The sequence below is a fragment of the Kosakonia sp. PSU_27 genome, assembly GCF_039409795.1.
Lineage (GTDB): Bacteria > Pseudomonadota > Gammaproteobacteria > Enterobacterales > Enterobacteriaceae > Kosakonia.
The window spans coordinates 204,910-221,694 of record NZ_JBCIVK010000002.1 but is presented as its reverse complement, the minus strand read 5'-3'; the positions used below and the strand labels follow the sequence as shown (position 1 = coordinate 221,694).

At 58.2% G+C, this 16,785-nt stretch carries 13 protein-coding genes; 10 read left to right on the top strand and 3 right to left on the bottom strand.

Annotated features, from left to right (window positions below):
- Positions 1-7: 7 nt before the first annotated feature.
- Together AAIG26_RS04835 and AAIG26_RS04830 are read right to left on the bottom strand one after the other, a co-directional pair.
- Complete coding sequence (locus AAIG26_RS04835; RefSeq protein WP_343180095.1) at positions 8-1,306, bottom strand: sorbosone dehydrogenase family protein; 1,299 nt, start codon at positions 1,304-1,306, stop codon at positions 8-10.
- A gap of 11 nt (positions 1,307-1,317) precedes the next feature.
- Complete coding sequence (locus AAIG26_RS04830; RefSeq protein WP_343180094.1) at positions 1,318-1,737, bottom strand: DUF2231 domain-containing protein; 420 nt, start codon at positions 1,735-1,737, stop codon at positions 1,318-1,320.
- 313 nt (positions 1,738-2,050) lie between these two features.
- Here AAIG26_RS04830 and AAIG26_RS04825 point away from each other — a divergent pair, with 313 nt between their 5' ends.
- The 7 genes from AAIG26_RS04825 (at position 2,051) to AAIG26_RS04795 (ending at position 9,436) form a co-directional block, all read left to right on the top strand.
- Positions 2,051-4,120, top strand: coding sequence for a TonB-dependent receptor (locus tag AAIG26_RS04825; RefSeq protein ID WP_343180339.1), 2,070 nt, complete (start codon positions 2,051-2,053; stop codon positions 4,118-4,120).
- A 36-nt stretch (positions 4,121-4,156) separates the two neighbouring features.
- Complete coding sequence (locus AAIG26_RS04820) at positions 4,157-5,065, top strand: iron-siderophore ABC transporter substrate-binding protein (protein ID WP_343180092.1); 909 nt, start codon at positions 4,157-4,159, stop codon at positions 5,063-5,065.
- Entirely contained in the window at positions 5,062-6,048 is a 987-nt protein-coding gene (locus AAIG26_RS04815; protein ID WP_343180090.1) for an iron ABC transporter permease, read from the top strand. Before AAIG26_RS04820 ends, AAIG26_RS04815 begins: the two co-directional genes overlap by 4 nt.
- Positions 6,038-7,069 (top strand): iron ABC transporter permease, encoded by a 1,032-nt coding sequence (locus tag AAIG26_RS04810; RefSeq protein WP_343180089.1) that lies wholly within the window; start codon positions 6,038-6,040, stop codon positions 7,067-7,069. Before AAIG26_RS04815 ends, AAIG26_RS04810 begins: the two co-directional genes overlap by 11 nt.
- A gap of 15 nt (positions 7,070-7,084) precedes the next feature.
- Entirely contained in the window at positions 7,085-7,879 is a 795-nt protein-coding gene (locus AAIG26_RS04805; RefSeq protein WP_020456966.1) for an ABC transporter ATP-binding protein, read from the top strand.
- Positions 7,866-8,612: an IucA/IucC family C-terminal-domain containing protein gene (locus tag AAIG26_RS04800; protein ID WP_343180088.1), complete on the top strand. Its 747-nt coding sequence runs from the start codon at positions 7,866-7,868 to the stop codon at positions 8,610-8,612. Before AAIG26_RS04805 ends, AAIG26_RS04800 begins: the two co-directional genes overlap by 14 nt.
- A gap of 62 nt (positions 8,613-8,674) precedes the next feature.
- Positions 8,675-9,436 carry a helix-turn-helix transcriptional regulator gene (locus AAIG26_RS04795; protein WP_343180087.1) on the top strand — a complete coding sequence of 254 codons (762 nt, stop codon included), beginning with the start codon at positions 8,675-8,677 and terminating at the stop codon, positions 9,434-9,436.
- Here AAIG26_RS04795 and leuA read toward each other — a convergent pair.
- Positions 9,426-11,096, bottom strand: a complete 1,671-nt coding sequence (leuA, locus tag AAIG26_RS04790) for a 2-isopropylmalate synthase (RefSeq protein WP_343180086.1) — start codon at positions 11,094-11,096, stop codon at positions 9,426-9,428. The genes AAIG26_RS04795 and leuA overlap by 11 nt on opposite strands.
- Positions 11,097-11,279: 183 nt before the next feature.
- Here leuA and AAIG26_RS04785 point away from each other — a divergent pair, with 183 nt between their 5' ends.
- The 3 genes from AAIG26_RS04785 (at position 11,280) to AAIG26_RS04775 (ending at position 16,715) form a co-directional block, all read left to right on the top strand.
- A complete protein-coding gene (locus AAIG26_RS04785; RefSeq protein WP_020456970.1) occupies positions 11,280-11,477 on the top strand; it encodes a hypothetical protein in 198 nt (65 codons plus the stop codon).
- A gap of 1 nt (position 11,478) precedes the next feature.
- Entirely contained in the window at positions 11,479-12,249 is a 771-nt protein-coding gene (locus AAIG26_RS04780; RefSeq protein ID WP_020456971.1) for a hypothetical protein, read from the top strand.
- A 278-nt stretch (positions 12,250-12,527) separates the two neighbouring features.
- Positions 12,528-16,715: an MBG domain-containing protein gene (locus AAIG26_RS04775; protein ID WP_343180085.1), complete on the top strand. Its 4,188-nt coding sequence runs from the start codon at positions 12,528-12,530 to the stop codon at positions 16,713-16,715.
- The last annotated feature ends 70 nt before the right edge of the window (positions 16,716-16,785 follow it).

Sequence of the window (16,785 nt, the reverse complement as noted above, 5' to 3'; positions counted from 1 at the left end):
GACAAGATTAGCGTGCGCTGATTCGCCAGATGGCGTTACCGGCATCGTCGGCAATCAGCACGCCGCCTTGTTTATCCATCGCCAGCCCGACCGGTAGCCCGCGCACCTGTTTCTGATCATCGGTAAGAAAACCGGTTACGACCGGCTGCGGTTGCCCAACCGGTTTGCCGTTGGCAAATTTCACCCACACCACCTGGTAGCCATTGAGCGGTTTACGGTTCCAGCTTCCATGCTCGCTGATAAACGCGCCGCCGCGATATTGCGGCATATTGTCGCCGGTATAGAACAAGAACCCGAGCGGTGCGACGTGCGAGCTAAGCGCGTAATCCGGTTTGATGGCCTGCGCCACTAAGTCCGGGCGCGGTGGTTTGACGCGCTCGTCAACGTGCTGCCCAAAGTAGCTATATGGCCAGCCGTAGAAACCCTTCTCTTTTACCGATGTCATGTAGTCCGGCACCAGATCGGAGCCAATTTCGTCGCGTTCATTGACGATCGCCCATAACGCACCGCTTTCTGGCTCCCATTGCAGCCCGGTCGGGTTACGCAGCCCGCTGGCATAGATCCGGCTCGCGCCGGTGGCGGCATCCACTTCCAGCACCGCCGCGCGGCGATATTCCGCGCCGATACCGTTTTCGGTGATATTGCTGTTGGAACCCACGCCTACATAGAGTTTGCTGCCGTCGGGGCTGGCGAGCAGGGATTTTGTCCAGTGGTGGTTAATCGGTCCGCCGGGCAGTTCGGTGACGATTTCTCCCGGCGCGCTGAGGGTGGTTTCTCCTTGTTGATACGGGAATTTCACCAGACTGTCGGCATTGGCGACCCACAAGGTATTTCCTATCAACTGCATGCCAAACGGTGAGTGCAGGTTTTCAATAAACGTGTGCTTTTGCCATGTGCCTCCAGCGTTACGCAACAACGTGATGCGGTTACCGCCGGGGCCGCCTTTGCCGGAGGCTTTTTGCACCAGACCCATAATCAGCTGTTTCGGGCGCGTGGTCGGTTTTGCCGGGGCATTGGCTTCGGCGACCAGAATGTCATCATTCGGCAAAACGTACAGCTGGCGTGGGTGCAGCAGGCCATCCGCTATTTTTTCGATTTTTAACCCCTGCGGAACTGTTGGCGTTTCTCCCGCTTTCCACGCCACGCCCTCCGGCACCTGCATAGGCGGCAACAGGAAATTCTGCGCTTTTGGCAACTCTGGCTCTGGGCCAATTTGTTTCATCGGGTCTATGTTTGCCCCCTGATCGCAGGCGGTGAGCAGGGCGGTGAGCGCGGCAACGGTCAGTAAGCGATTAGGCATATTCATGGTTTGTTTCCTTACTGGACACGCATGCGCAGGGCGAGTTGAAGATGGGCAATCAGCAGCAAAATCACGACCGCCGTTGAGAGGATCACGCCAAGCGGCACCACCGCGTAAGCATCCCGGCTGTGCACAAAGGCGTTAAAAATCGCCAGCACAATCGCCAGCAGCCAGAGCCAGAAATGGATTTTTTCCGCGTTAGTAACGCTATGGCGCTGCGTTACCCAAACCTGCACAAGGTTGATGAGCCGGGGAAGGATGGCAATCAATAGACCGATGGCGATAAGCCAGCTTGCCGCGTCGGTCCACATAATTTGAAAGGTTTTGAGGTACAGAATATCGAAGATCCACGCCGCCACAAAAAAGCCGGTAGGCAGCGGATTAAAGAGTTCGTAAAGCGCAAGCGTCGCACGCGATGGCCCGGAGAGTGTTTGCATTGGTCGTTCCTTTTGGTGGAAACAATCGGGATAAGCCACAGGATCTGCTTGTTAAAGGGTAGACCGCTTACACAAAATTTAATTAATTTTGCTTATGTGTTGCGTTTATTCCATTCACGTCTCGCTCTTCAGGCGGCCCTCAATTTCGCCTGGAAAATATTCACTTTACATTCTCTTATCGATAATGATAATCGGTATCAAAATGTTTCTTATTGTTGTCATTTGATTTTGTTACGGAATGATCCCCGCAAACGGTGGGGAATAATAAAAATTGAGGGTTGTTTAGATGAGAATTTCCCCTTTGTACGGCGCGATGGCTCTGCTTTTCGCCTCGCCACTTTATGCGCAGGATGCGAAAAACAGTGATGATGAACTGATTGTGACCGCCACCCGCACCGACGGTTCGCGTAATGATTCCCCGCAGGTCATCAAAGTCATTAGCGAAAAAGAGATTGCCCAGCAGCGGCAAATTACCTCCGATACCTCGCAGATCCTCAGCAACCTGCTGCCGTCGTTTTCACCGTCACGGCAGAAAATGTCCGGCAGTGGCGAAACGCTGCGCGGGCGCACACCGCTGGTGATGATTGACGGCATACCGCAATCAAACCCGCTGCGCCCGACCGGGCGCGAAATGCATACCATCGACGCTTCGATGATCGAGCGCATTGAGGTGATCAAAGGGGCGAACGCCAGCAACGGCGTCGGCGCGACGGGCGGGGTGATCAACATCATCACCAAACACGCGAAACCGGGCACCGTCAACCAGCATGTCAGCGTGGAAACCACCACGCCCACCGCGGAATTTAACCGCGATACGCTTTCCTATAAAACCAACTACAGCATCAACGGCAGCGAAGAGTACATCGATTACCTCTTCGCCCTGAGCTACGAAGATCAGGGGTTGTTCAAAGACGCCAATAACCACGCGATTGGAGTGGATAACACGCAGGGCGATTTGATGGATTCCCGCGCCTGGGATCTGCTGGCGAAAGTGGGTTACTGGCTGGATAACGATCAGCGCGTACAGTTGAGCCTTAACCGTTACCGCCTGAAAAACAAAGATAACTATGTCAGCGTGCGAGGCGATCGCGATGACGGTGAAGTAACCACCTCGAAAAAAGGTAACCCGCCAGGCAGCGCGCCGCATAACGATGTGTGGACGGTGGGAGCCACCTACGATAACTACAATCTGGCAGGCATGAAGCTGACGGCGCTGGCCTATTATCAGCGCTATGAAGCGCTGTTCGGCGCGACCAATTCCTCGTCGTTCCAGGATCCGGCTATTGCTCCCCTCGGCACGTTGTACGATCAGAGCCGTGCGTATACCGATAAGTACGGCAGCAAAATCGCGCTCACCAAAGACGATCTCTGGGATGACCGCATTAAAGCGACGGTGGGTTTCGATACCCTGTTTGATAACTCGAAACAGGATTTATGGGCTACCGGGCGCACCTACGTTCCGGAAATTAACTACACCGATCTGTCTCCGTTCCTGCAACTGGAATACACGCCGGTTGAATCGGTGAAATTAAGCGGCGGTGTTCGCTATGAATATGCCCGGCTGAATATCGACAGTTATCAAACCGTGTGGGCCAACGACCGCGTGACGGTAGAAGGGGGCACGCCATCGTTCGACCAGACGCTGTATAACGCCGGTGTGGTCTGGACACCGGTTGAACCGTTAAGCCTGTTTGCCAGCTACAGCGAAGGGTTTACCGTGCCGGATGTCGGACGCGTGCTGCGCGGCATCGACACGCCGGGCATCAAACTGGATGACTACAACGGTCTGAAACCGATCGTCACCAAAAACAGCGAAATCGGTTTTCGCGTACAACACGCGCCGTTTGATTTCGAAGCCAGTTACTACCAGTCCACCTCGAAGCTCGGCAGCCGCGTTGAGCTGGTCAACGATGCGTTTGTCGCCCGTCGCGAAAAGACCGAGATTGACGGTGTGGAAGTTAGCGCCGGTTACAGCCCGAATGCCGATCACAAATTGACCTTGTCGTGGTCACACATGCGCGGCCGGTATGACAGCGATGACAACGGCAGCCTGGATGCGAAACTCGATGGCTTAAATATCGCCCCGGATCGCATCATCGCCAGCTGGTCGGCAAACTGGAATGCGCAACTGAGCACCTTCCTGCAAGCCAACTGGGCGCTCAGCAAGACATTCGACGATGCGGAAAAAGACTTTTCCGGTTATGCGCTGGTGGATGCGGCGGTCGGCTACAAGCTACCGTACGGGCAGGTGAGCCTTGGGGTTTCTAACCTGCTGAATAAACAGTACATCACCTACTATTCGCAAAGCGCGTCAGTCGATCCGGATCGCTATTTCGCCGGTCGGGGTCGCACCGCGACGCTGGGCTACAGTCTCGATTTTTGAGTGTCACCGCCCCGGTTAGCGGGGCGGTTTGAGTGGATGATGAAAAACGAACTCGCTTTCTCTCTTTCGCGCCGACGCAGCTTACAGGCGCTACTGTTGTGCAGTGTCTCACCATTGCTGTTTGCCAAACCCGGCGTATCGCGCGCGGTTTCTCTGTTTCAGGGGGCCACCGACAGCCTGGCCGCGCTGGGCGTTACGCCCTGCGGCATTGTTGAATCCTGGGCGGAAAAACCGGTGTATCGCTATTTGCGCCCGCAGCTTTCCGGTGTGCCGCAACTGGGGCTGGAGACGCAGCCTGCGCTGGAAAAAATCGCGCTGCTGCAACCCGATATCATTTTCGCTTCCCGCTTTCGCCATCAGGATGTCGCGCCGCTGATGGCGAAAATCGCACCTGTTACGCTGCTCGACGATGTCTTTGAATTCAAAAAAACGCTGACGGTGGTGGCGCAAAAAATGGCCCTGACCAGCTCCGCCGCGCAGCTCCTTGAGCGCTGGGATGCGCGTATCGCCACGCTGCGCAGCCTGCTGCAACAACGTTTTGCCGGGCAGCGTGCGCCGCAGGTGTCGGTAATTGAAGTGCGACCCGATCACATTCGCAGCTATGTGGCGAACAGCTTTCCCGGCTCGGTGATGTCTGAAGTGGGATTTGCCTGGAATGCGCAGGCCATGCAGGCGCACAGCGCGTCGTTGCGCTTTTCCAGCATGGAAAATATTCCGCTGCTGGATGCCGATCTGTTTTTTATTTTGCTGCGGGCCAACAGCCCGGCCATCACGCGACAGTACCACGCCCTCACCGCGCACCCGCTGTGGCAGCAACTGCGCGCGGTGAAAACGCGGCAACTGTGGGAAGTGGATAGCGTGCCGTGGAGCTTATCCGGCGGCATCCTGGGCGCCAACCAGATCCTCCGTGATGTTGAACAGGCACTCAACCGGGGGCGCGTATGAGCGGGCGTTTTCTGCTCGGCGGCCTGCTACTGGTAATGCTGATGTTGCTCAGCATGATGACCGGCGCGCGGTTTTATTCACTCAGCCAACTGACGCAGGCGCTGCTGCATGCCGATCCCACCAGCGCGGTGGATATTATTATTCGCACCTCGCGCCTGCCGCGCACAGTGCTGGCTGTTGGCGTTGGTGCGTTTCTCGCCGTGGCGGGGGCGTTGATGCAGGCCTTGACCCGCAATCCGCTGGCCTCGCCGGGGTTGTTTGGTGTCAATGCGGGCGCGGCGCTGTTAATTGTGCTGGCGGGCAGTTTTTTTGCCATCGGCGACCCGTGGATCACGCTGTTACTGGCGTTTAGCGGTGCCTGCGCCACCGGCACGCTGGTGTGGTTTACCAGTAACGTCAGCAACGGGCAGCTTAATCCACTGCGGCTGGTGCTGGCGGGTGTGGCGATCACTGCGCTGTGCAATGCCTTTACTCAGGCCATTCTCGTTATCGATCAGGAAAGTCTCGACACCATGTTGTTCTGGCTGGCCGGTAGCCTTGCGGGCAATGACGTACAGCTCGTCTACCCGATGCTGCTCCCCGGTGCGCTGCTGGTGGTGGCCGCCTGCTTTTTCGCCGGGCAGATGAACGTGCTCAACGCCGGAGAAGAGATTGCCCGTGGGCTGGGGCTGAACATCGCGCTGGTGCGCCTGCTGGCGAGCATGCTGGTAGTGGGGCTGGCGGGTTGCGCCGTGGCGCTGGCGGGAAATGTCGGTTTTGTCGGCCTGATGGTGCCGCATATGGCGCGCCAGTTATTTGGCAGCGACCTGCGCTATACGCTTCCGGCCTGCGCGCTGCTCGGCGCGTTACTGCTACTGGCCGCCGACATCGCCGCGCGGGTGGTTATTCTGCCCCAGGAGCTGCCGGTCGGGGTGATGACCGCACTGATGGGCGCGCCGTTTTTTATCCTGCTGGCGCAACGCAGGGGGAATCATGCCGGATAGTCAGCTTTTGCGCTGCGGGTCGTTTTCCCGCCACTACTCCCGGCGTTTACTGCCGCTATTACTCGGCTGTACGGCGATGACTTTGCTGGTCGCGCTGGTGGCACTGAACACTGGCGATGTGGCGATCTCGCTGGCGCAAACGCTTCGGTTGCTGGTGCAGCCGGATGCCAGCGCGCACAGCTTTATTCTGCACCAGTTGCGTCTGCCGCGCGTGGCGCTGGCGATGCTGGCAGGTGGCGGGCTGGGGCTTGCCGGGTTGATCCTGCAAACGCTGGTGCGTAACCCGTTAGCTTCGCCGGATACGCTCGGCGTGACCGCCGGGGCGAGTGCCGGGGCGTTGTTGTGGCTCTCCTTTTTCAGCCTGCAATATGGCAGCGCGCCCTTGCCGTATGCGGCGATGGGCGGCGCGGCCTGCGCCGTCGGGCTGATCTTTCTGCTGTCGTGGCGCAGCGGTTTGACACCCTTGCGGCTGATCCTCACCGGCGTTGGCGTTTCAGCCCTGGCGGGCGCGGTAGTGACGCTGGTGCTGGTCTTCAGCCCGCTGACCACCACCTTTTCCGCCTGGGTATGGTTGAGCGGCAGCGTGTATGCCGCTACATGGGACAAAGTGTTGCGCCTGCTGGCGGTGTATGTGTGGGCGTTGCCGGTGCTGCTGTTTCTGGCGCGCTATCTGAAAACCCTGCAACTGGACGACGCGCTGGCCACCGGCCTTGGCGTACGGGTGCAGCCGCTGCGGGTGCTGTTACTGCTAAGTTGTGTGGTGCTCTCCGGCGGGGCGATTGCGCAGGTGGGGGCGATGGCGTTTGTCGGGCTGATTGCGCCGCACCTGGCAAGGCTTGTGGTGCGCAATGGCTTTTTCGGCCTGGCGTATGTCACCGTCTGTAGCGCGGGCAGTATGGTGGTTATCGCTGACCTGTTCGCCAGAACGCTATTCCGGCCTGCTGATTTACCGGCAGGGATTTTTGTGGCGCTGGCCGGTGCGCCGTTCTTTTTGTGGCTGCTGATTCGGCAGCGGACGTAATCTGATGGGGAAAATGTGTCTCTCTCAACGCAAAAACTGAGCGTCAGCTATCAACAGCGGCAGGTGATTAACGCGCTGGATTTAACCCTGCCTGGCGCGAAAGTCTCGGTGCTGATTGGCAGCAACGGCTGCGGCAAAAGCACGCTGCTTAAAGCCATGGCGCGCTTGCTGACGCCGCATTCCGGCACCGTTATTCTCGATGGCCTGGACATTCACGCCAGCAATACGGCGGAAATTGCCCGCAAGCTGGCCATTTTGCCGCAAACGCCTGTCGCGCCGGAAGGTATCACGGTGCGTCAACTGGTGAGTCTGGGGCGTTTTCCGTATCAGAACTGGCTGCGCCAGTGGTCGCAAGAGGATGAGCAGCAGGTGAATGCCGCGCTGCGCCTGACCGCAACCGACGCATTGCAGCATCGCCCGGTGGATGCGTTATCCGGCGGGCAGCGCCAGCGCGTGTGGATTGCCATGACGCTGGCGCAGGCCACGGAGACACTCTTGCTGGATGAACCGACCACCTATCTCGATCTGGCGCACCAGATTGAGATCCTTGAACTGTTGCGCCAGCTCAACCGGCAGCAGGGCAAAACCATTGTGATGGTGCTGCACGATCTCAACCTCGCCTGCCGTTATGCCGATCACCTCGTCGCCATCCATGACGGGCGGGTTTATGCCGAGGGCGCGCCGCAGCAGATAATGACCGAAACGCTGGTCAACGAGGTGTTTAATCTGCGCTGTCGCATCATCGACGATCCTTTCTTCCACACACCGTTGTGCATTCCTTTTCCGGGAGCGTCCGATGCTGACGGTTGAAGAGCGTTCGTACCTGCAACACACTTTCCGTCTGCGTTCGCGCTCTCAAGCCGATGCGCGCAGCGTACCGGCACAGGCGCTACTGGATGCACAAAGCTGCCGCGCGCTGTTAGCGCGGGTGATGCCGCTGATTGGCGCGCCCGATCTGGCGATTGCCGCGTCGCTGCTCGCCAAACGGCTGGCATTCCTCGCGACCGGCAATGTGCTGTACGCAATGAGCGTGTTTGATAAAGGCTTGCCGTTAAGCCTTTACGCCAGCCGGGTGGAATATGCGCACGACAACGGGCTGTGGAGCTCGTCGCTGCCGGTGGATGTTGACGTAACGCATTACCTTTCCGGCCAGCGCGACGCATGGCGCGAAACGGTGGTTGGCGCGTTGTTTCGCGACTATTTATCGCCGTTGTGGCAGAGCCTGGCGCGGGTAAGCGGCCTGCCGGAAGCTATTTTGTGGGAAAACACCGCCGTGCGCGTTTACTCGCTCTACCAGGGGCGAATGGAGGGGCTGAACGCGCAGCAGACGCAGCGCCAGCAGGCGGATTTCGCCTGGCTGCTGGACGCCGCCACACCCGATCTGTTTGCTGCGCCCTGGAATCCGCTCAGGCGCTTTCGCCGGCCTGCGCAAAAGGACGCAGCGGGCAAGATGGTGCGTTTTCGCCGCACCTGCTGTTTTTATTACAAAGCCTCAACGCCGGTGGAATATTGCCACAACTGCCCGCTGTGCCGGGAGAAATAAATGACAGCGAGCGCGGCGGTGATTAAGGTAATGTCACCCTGCAACATAACAACGGTCGCGCCGTGAAACAGACATTCGTCCTCGATTTTTCCCAACGCGCAGTGATCCCCTACGCCCATGATTACCGGCACGGGGAGCATGAGCACTGGCATACTCACCCGTGCGATCAGCTGATCCACACCCTGAGTGGCGTGATCCGCGTGGAAACGCAGCAGGGCATGTGGATTGTGCCGCCAGGGCGTGGCGTGTGGATCCCGGCGCAGGTTTCTCATGCGCTGCGTATTGACGGGGAAGTGCAGGCGCGCGGCGTGTTTGTCGAACCGCTGGCGCGGGCCGATTTACCGGTGGTCTGCCAGGTGGTGCGGGTCAGCGATTTGCTGCGCGCGCTGATTCTGAACGCGCTGGAATTGCCACAGGCGTATCAGGCTGGCAGCCGTGCGGAGCGCATTTACGAACTGATTCTGGATGAAATCCGCCTGATGAATACGCTGCCGTTTTGCCTGCCGGAACCCACTTCCGCGCGGTTAAGGCAGCTTTGTGACGCGGTGCGGCGCGATCCGGCGGGTGAGTGGACGCTGGAAAATGCCGCTCGCCAGGTCAACATGAGCGGGCGCACCTTGTCGCGCCATTTCTACCAGCAGACCGGTTTACAGTTCAGCGAATGGTTACGGCGGGCGCGTTTGCTGGCCGCGTTAACCCGGCTGGCGCAGGGTGAGCCGGTCACGCAGGTGGCGCTGGAGTGCGGCTACGCCAACCCCAGCGCCTTCAGCGCCATGTTTCGCCGGGTAATGGGCGTGCCGCCCGGCGATTACTTTACCTCGTAATAAAGGGCCGGGCGGCATTTAACACCGCCTGCAACGAGGCACGGGTAATGTCGCTATCGATACTGACGCCCCAGGCGCGCGCGCCGTGTTTATCCTCGCAGCAGACATAGGCGACCGAGCGGCTGTCGCTGTGCTTGCCGAGCGTATGTTCGTGGTAGCTCTCAATGTTGATCTCCACTTGCAAGCTGCGGCACAGGGCGGTGATGGCGGCGGAAAGAAAGCCGTTGCCGCTGGCGTCGAGTTTGAGTTTTTTGTCGTGGCAAAGGATCTCCGCCTGTAACGTGGTGCGCTGCCCTGGCTGGTTGGTGCAGACATATTCAATCAGTTGCAGTGGCGGATGTTCCACCAGCCCGTAAGTCTGGCGAAACAGGTTCCAGATAGCCATTTGCGACATCTCTTTTCCGTTCGCATCCGCCGCGTTTTGCACATGCTGGCTGAATTCCTGCTGAAGTTTGCGCGGCAAATTCAGGCCGTGGTTCTGCTCCAGCAGCCATGCCGCACCGCTCTTGCCTGACTGGCTATTGACGCGGATAACCGCTTCATAACTACAGCCAATATCCGCCGGATCGAGCGGCAAATAGGGCACTTCCCAGAAGGCATTCGGGGTGTTTTGCCGCGCGGCAAAGCCTTTTTTGATCGCATCCTGGTGAGAGCCGGAAAAGGCCGTGAACACCAGTTCTCCGGCATAGGGATGACGCGGCGCTACCGGCAACTGGTTGCACTCTTCGACGATCTCAACCACCTTTTTCATCTGGCTAAAATCCAGCTCCGGCGCGATGCCCTGGGTATAAAGATTCAGCGCCAGCGTCACCAGGTCGGCATTGCCGGTACGCTCACCGTTGCCAAACAGGCAACCTTCCACGCGCTCCGCACCGGCGAGCAGCGCCAGTTCCGCACTGGCAATCCCGGTGCCGCGATCGTTATGGGTATGCACGCTGATGCACACCTGCTCGCGGCGCGAGAAGTGGCGGCAAAAATGCTCAATCTGGTCGGCATAGACATTTGGCGTGCTCACTTCCACCGTGGCAGGCAGGTTAACGATCATTGGTCGTGTCGCGCCCGGTTCCCAGACATCGGCCACCGCTTCGCAAATCGCCAGTGCAAACTCCGCTTCGGTAAAGCAGAAGGTTTCCGGCGAATACTGGAAAACCCACTCGGTTTCTGGCGCGTTTTCACAAAGGTCGCGAATTTGCCGCGCGGCGTTTACCGCCAGCGCGACGATCTCCTCGCGGCTCTGGCGAAAAACCTGCTCACGGAACACCGGGGCGGTGGCGTTATACAGATGCACGGTGGCGCGCTTCGCGCCCTGCAGCGCGGCGAACGTGCGGGTAATCAAATCTTCCCGCGCCTGGGTTAACACCTGTATGGTCACATCGTCCGGAATACGGTGTTCCTCAATCAACTGGCGCACGAAATTGAAATCCGTTTGCGACGCGGACGGGAAAGCGACTTCAATCTCTTTAAAACCGCAGGCCAGCAGCAATTCCCAGAATTTCAGTTTCCGCGCGGCGTCCATGGGCTCGGCGAGCGCCTGGTTGCCGTCGCGCAAATCGGTCGAGAGCCAGCGCGGGGCGCGGGTCAGCGTGTTATCCGGCCAGCGGCGATCGCGCAGCGTTACGGGCATGTGGCGTTGATATTTTTCAGCAGGGGTCGTTAACATTTTTCGGGTCTCCGCAGGGTGTGGTGTCAGTTTCCACGCCGCGCCTATTCGTCGCCCCCGCGTAACGGACAACCTGTTGCGTAAAAGTGACAATCTGAGCGAAAAGCCGTGCGGCAGTAAGAATCCGGATGAAAAACGCCATACACGCGGCAGGGTTTCTATACTTGGCTGCGGAGGTACGAAATGAAAAAAATGCTGTATTCATTATTCGCAAGCCCGGACCGATTGTTACAGGTGATGAGTCACAACGACATTCAGGATGCCATTGAAGATGGCGAACGCATTGTGGTTGATGCCGATGGCAATACCTCGGTGAATATTCATTGCCAGCGCGTGCAGGAAGATTTCAAACGCCACGTCGACACGTTGAAGAGGGCGTAGCATGGGAACCGCTATCTTTATGGTGTTAATGGTTTGTGGCTACTGGTATACCTCGCACGATCTCTCCACCCGTTTTAAATTCAAACGCAGCTTCGGCTGGGATGTTTACTTCCTCGTGGCGCTGTATGGCTGCGTCTTCGTGTTACAGGGGATTCTGGCGACGGGGCTACTGTGGCTGTGTCTGTTGATCACCTCTACGGTGATGAACGCGTGGCCAGCGGTGTTTGGCCCGGAGCAGCACCACCTGCATATGAGCTTTATGAACTGGAGCTTTTTAGGCATCCAGGCGCCGGTGGTGATTATGCTCGCCTTTGCGGTGCTGTTTTGCCTGTGGCGCTCGAACTGGTCCGGTAGCGCCAGGCTCGACAGCAACGGTCGGCGCGAGTTGTATAAACACCTCTCGCGCGCTAACGGCGTGGAAGGGCTGATTTATCAGTGTATGGAAAAGGGCGATCTGGCGTGGATCACCCTCAAGTCACAACGCATTTACATTGGCATGATCCACACGGCCACCTTTGATAGCGGCGATGCGAACAACATTGTGTTGATCCCCATGCTTAGCGGCTATCGCGATGAAAACACCCTCGATCTGCACGTCGAGCATAACTACAGCGCCTGGTATGACGAGCATGGTATCGACCTTGCTTCAGAACCACGCTCGGCGCTCGATTTTCGCAAAGTACTGCTGCTTTCGCAGGTGGAAAGTTTGTCGCTGTTCGACCCGGCACAGGTGATGGCGATGGGCATCAACCGCGTGACGCCCCAGCATTGACCACTCCGGCTGGCCGGGTCAGCACATTGCTACCCGGCAGAACATTCAGCTAATCAATCGCTTATTTTTATTTGTGAAAAGATGCAACGAGATATGTCCGAAATGATAAAGATTTATCTTAAGGTGACGATAACCTTATTGTTACGGCGCATTTACATAATTCTGCGATAGCGACAGTTCAGACCTGTTGATCAGCAAGGGATGTAACGTTGCTCTGCAAAGAGCAGCTTGCGAGTAAACACCCCATTACTCTTCTTGCCATCACAGGAATGATGCTCATGACATCATCGTTTTGCCGTTCTTCAGCTCAGCACCAGGGCAGTAATACGCCACCGGTTTTTACAAAACGTTTTATCGCGCTGTTTGTCAGTGCCCTTTGCGCAGCCCCCGCGCTAGCGGGCGAGTTGCCCACCGGCGCGAATGTCGCGGCGGGGCAGGTCTCCATTGGGCAAAATGGTTCCGCCGTCACGGTGAACCAGCACTCCGGCACGGCGATCGTTAACTGGAACAGTTTCTCCGTCGGCAAGGGCAATTCGGTCGATTTCGTTCAGCCGAGCAGCTCTTCCGCCATTCTTAACCGCGTCACAGGCACAACAAAATCCACCATCGCCGGTTCGATAACGGCTAATGGTCAGGTCTACCTGGTGAACCCGAACGGTATCGCCATTACACCGGGTGGCACGGTGAAAACCGGCGGCGGCTTTGTTGCTTCGACGCTGGACATCAAAGATGAAGACTTCCTCAAAGGGAAGCGCGTCTTCACCGGCAACGGTTCATCGGCTGAAGTGAGCAACGCAGGCGTGATAAGCGTTGGTCGCGGCGGCTATGCCGCATTGATTGGCGGCAACGTCAAAAACGACGGTTTAATCAACGTCCCGGTCGGCAAAGTGGGGCTGGGCGCGGGCGAATCTGCCACCCTGGATCTCTCCGGCGATGGCTTCCTGCAGGTCGCTGTACCGGGTAATTCCGGCATGAAAGAGGCGCTGATCCAAAATAGCGGCACGGTGTCGGCACAGGGCGGCTCGGTGGTGATGACAGCCGCCACGGCGCGCAATGCGGCGCGTAACGCCATCAACCTGAGCGGCGTGGTCGAAGCCGACAGCGTTAGCGGCCAGAACGGCTCCATCGTCATTGGCGGCGGTGAAGGCGGCAATGTAGTGCTTTCCGGCACGCTGAGCGCGAAATCGGGCGGCGGCGCAGGCGGGAAAATCACTGTCACCGGCGATAACATTGCACTGGCGGGGGCGAAAGTGGACGCTTCCGGCAAAACCGGCGGCGGTAACATTAACATTGGCGGCGAGCGTCAGGGCAAAGGCAGCACGCAACGCGCCACGGATACACACATTGACAGCGCCAGCCGTATCACCGCTGATGCGACAGTCCAGGGGAATGGCGGCGATGTGGTGGTGTGGTCGGATAACCAGACAACCTTCAGCGGTAAAATCAGCGCACGCGGCGCGGGCACCGGCAAAGGCGGCGAAGCGGAAGTCTCCGGCAAAGCCAAACTGGCCTATACCGGCAGCACCGATCTCTCTGCGCAAAGCGGCAAATTCGGCAATCTGCTGCTCGATCCGCATAACGTGGTCATCTCCTCGGCGGCGGATAGTGGCTCCGGTTTTAGCGCCAGCGCGGATGATAGTGTTATTAACGTGACCACGTTACAAAACGCGCTCTCGACCGCCAACGTCACGGTTTCCACCGGCTCGACCGGCAGCCAGAATGGCGACATCACGCTTGCCACGAACCTTGGCTGGACGACCGACACCACCTTAACGCTGGCGGCGGCTGGCAACATCATTCTTAACGGTAATATCTCGGCGACCGGAGCGAATGCGGGCCTGGCGCTGAACTATGGCATCGGCAAAGATTACACGCTGCTCTCCGGCAAACAGATAACAATACCTGGCGCGAATGCCTCACTGACCATTGGTGGGCAGAATTACACGTTGATCCGCACGATGGCGGATCTCGATGCCATTGACAGCACCGGGCTTGGCGGCAAATACGCGCTGGCGCAAAACATTCTTGCTATTGGCAACACATATACCTCTTCACTGGTTGGCGTCTCGTCCAGTGCGCCGTTTAGCGGCATCTTCACGGGGCTTGGGCACACCATCTCCAGCCTGACCATTAACAGTGCGGATACCTATGTTGGCTTGTTTGGCTATAACACCGGCACCATCCGCAACATGGGGCTGAACTCGGCGCAGCTCACCGCGTCTTCGACATCGCCGTTCTACGCCGGACTGCTGGCAGCCTACAACACCGGCACTATCGCCTATTCTACGGTGCTTGGCTCATTGACCCGCTCGTCCGATGCCACAGCCTACATGGGCGGGCTGGTGGGTAACAACGCCGGGCAGATCTCCTACAGCCGTTCCGGGGCGTCAATTAGCGCGACGAACAGCTCTAACTGGTCTTACTGGGGCGGTCTGGTCGGGCAGAACAGCAAAAACATTACGCAAAGTTATTTCGACGGCTCCCTGAATCTCTCCGGCACCAGCGGCAACGGCTTGCAGTATGTCGGCGGTCTGACCGGCTACAACATGGCGGGCGGCACGATTAGCGCAAGCTACGTTTCCGGTAGCGTTACCGGCAGCGGGATGGGCGGTGCGATTGGTTATGTCGGCGGGCTGACCGGTAATAACGCCGGCAGTATCAACAATGTCTACTCCTCCGGCGTGATTAACGCCGGTTTGAACGCGCAGGCAGGCGGACTGGCAGGCAGTAACACCGGAACGATCAGCAATAGCATTGCAACCAATACCATCAACGTGACCTCCACACCCAGCGCGATTGGCGGGGTGGTGGGTTCCAAAAGCGGTAGCGGAACGCAGAGTAACCTCTACTGGAATAGCGATAACGTCGCGGCAGGCATCGGGCGCGGTGCCAACGGTACGGAAGCGATCACCGGTTTAACCACCGCGCAAATGAACAACAGCGCGAATTTTATCGGGCTGGATAATAAAGTCTGGGCACCGGCCACCGGTTCCGCTACACCGGCGCTGTTCGGCGTGTCCGGTATTGTTGGCGTGGCGCAAACTGCTATCTACGGTACGAACCCGATTACAACTTACTACGGCGCCGGGTTCTGGAACGCTATCAGCGGCAGCCTGACAAACGGGCTTAGGAGCACCGATAACGTCGGCAGCTATGCACTGGACACCACCGGTGTCAGCGCGCTTAAACCCAACGGGCAGCCAGCCAGCATTGTGGGCGTTGGCGCCACGGTGACGCCAGCTACGCTGACCATTAACGTGGCTAACGCCAGCAAAGTGTATGGTCAGTTCCCGGGAAGTGTGAATTACTCCGCGCAAGGCCTGGTCAATGGCGATTCCGTGAACGGCTTGACCTATACCAGCCTGGGCTTTGCCACCACGGCTAACGTTGGCAGCTACAGCATTGTGGGCAGCAACGTGACAGGCACCGGGCTTGCCAATTACAACGTTGTCTATCGCAACGGCAACCTGACCGTCACACCCGCGACGCTGACCATCACCGCCGCGAACGCCAGCAAGGTTTATGGCGATGCGGCGAACCTAAGTGGCTACAGCATTGTGGGCTTGTTAAACGGCGATACGGTAACGAATGTCGCCCTTAACAGCGCAGGGGCCGCCATCACCGCAGGCGTGGGCAGTTATGCCATCAACGCCAGCAATGCGAACGGCAACGGCTTGTCGAATTACACCATCAGCTACGGTGCAGGCTCGCTGAACGTGACGCCGGCACAACTGGTGATCAACGCCGGCAACGCCAGCAAAACCTACGGCGACCTTATCAGCCTGAGCGATTACAGCGTGCTCGGCCTGCTCAATGGCGACACGGTGACCGGCGTGGCGCTGAGCAGCGCAGGTGCAGCGGCGACGGCTAATGTTGGCAGCTACGGTATCAATGGTAGCGGTGCAACCGGCAGCGGTTTGTCCAACTACGTTATTAGCTACAACGGCACGCTGAACGTGACACCTGCTGCACTGACCATCACCGCGAATAGCGGCAGCAAAACGGTTGGAAGTACCGCGCAACTGGGCTATAGCGCCAGCGGCCTGCTGAACAGCGATGCGATCGCGCACGTGGATGTCACCAGTGACGGCGCAGACAGCACCGCCATTGCGGGCAGTTACGCGGTGATTGCCGCCAATGCCACCGGTAACGGGCTGGGTAATTACACCATCAACTATATCGACGGTACGCTTGTGGTAAATGACCAGCCGGGCACGCCAACTCCGACGCCAACCCCGACTCCGACATCAACACCGGTAGCGACGCCGTTAGCCGCCACCATTGGCAACCGTGTCTTTGCGCAGGATGTGACGCGTCAGTTAACCGGTAATACGATGCTGGTGACCCATGATGCCAGCAGCGCTGGTAGCGCGGATAACGCGGTTATCGCCACGGCGGATCCTCGCCTGGCGGGTGCGGTTTGTTCCATGGGCGCCGATTTAGCCCTTTCCTGCTCCGGCAAGTAAAAATAAGAGATAACTCATGCGTTTATTTTCACACTCTTCACTTTTAGCACCGACATTGTTGAGCCTGAGT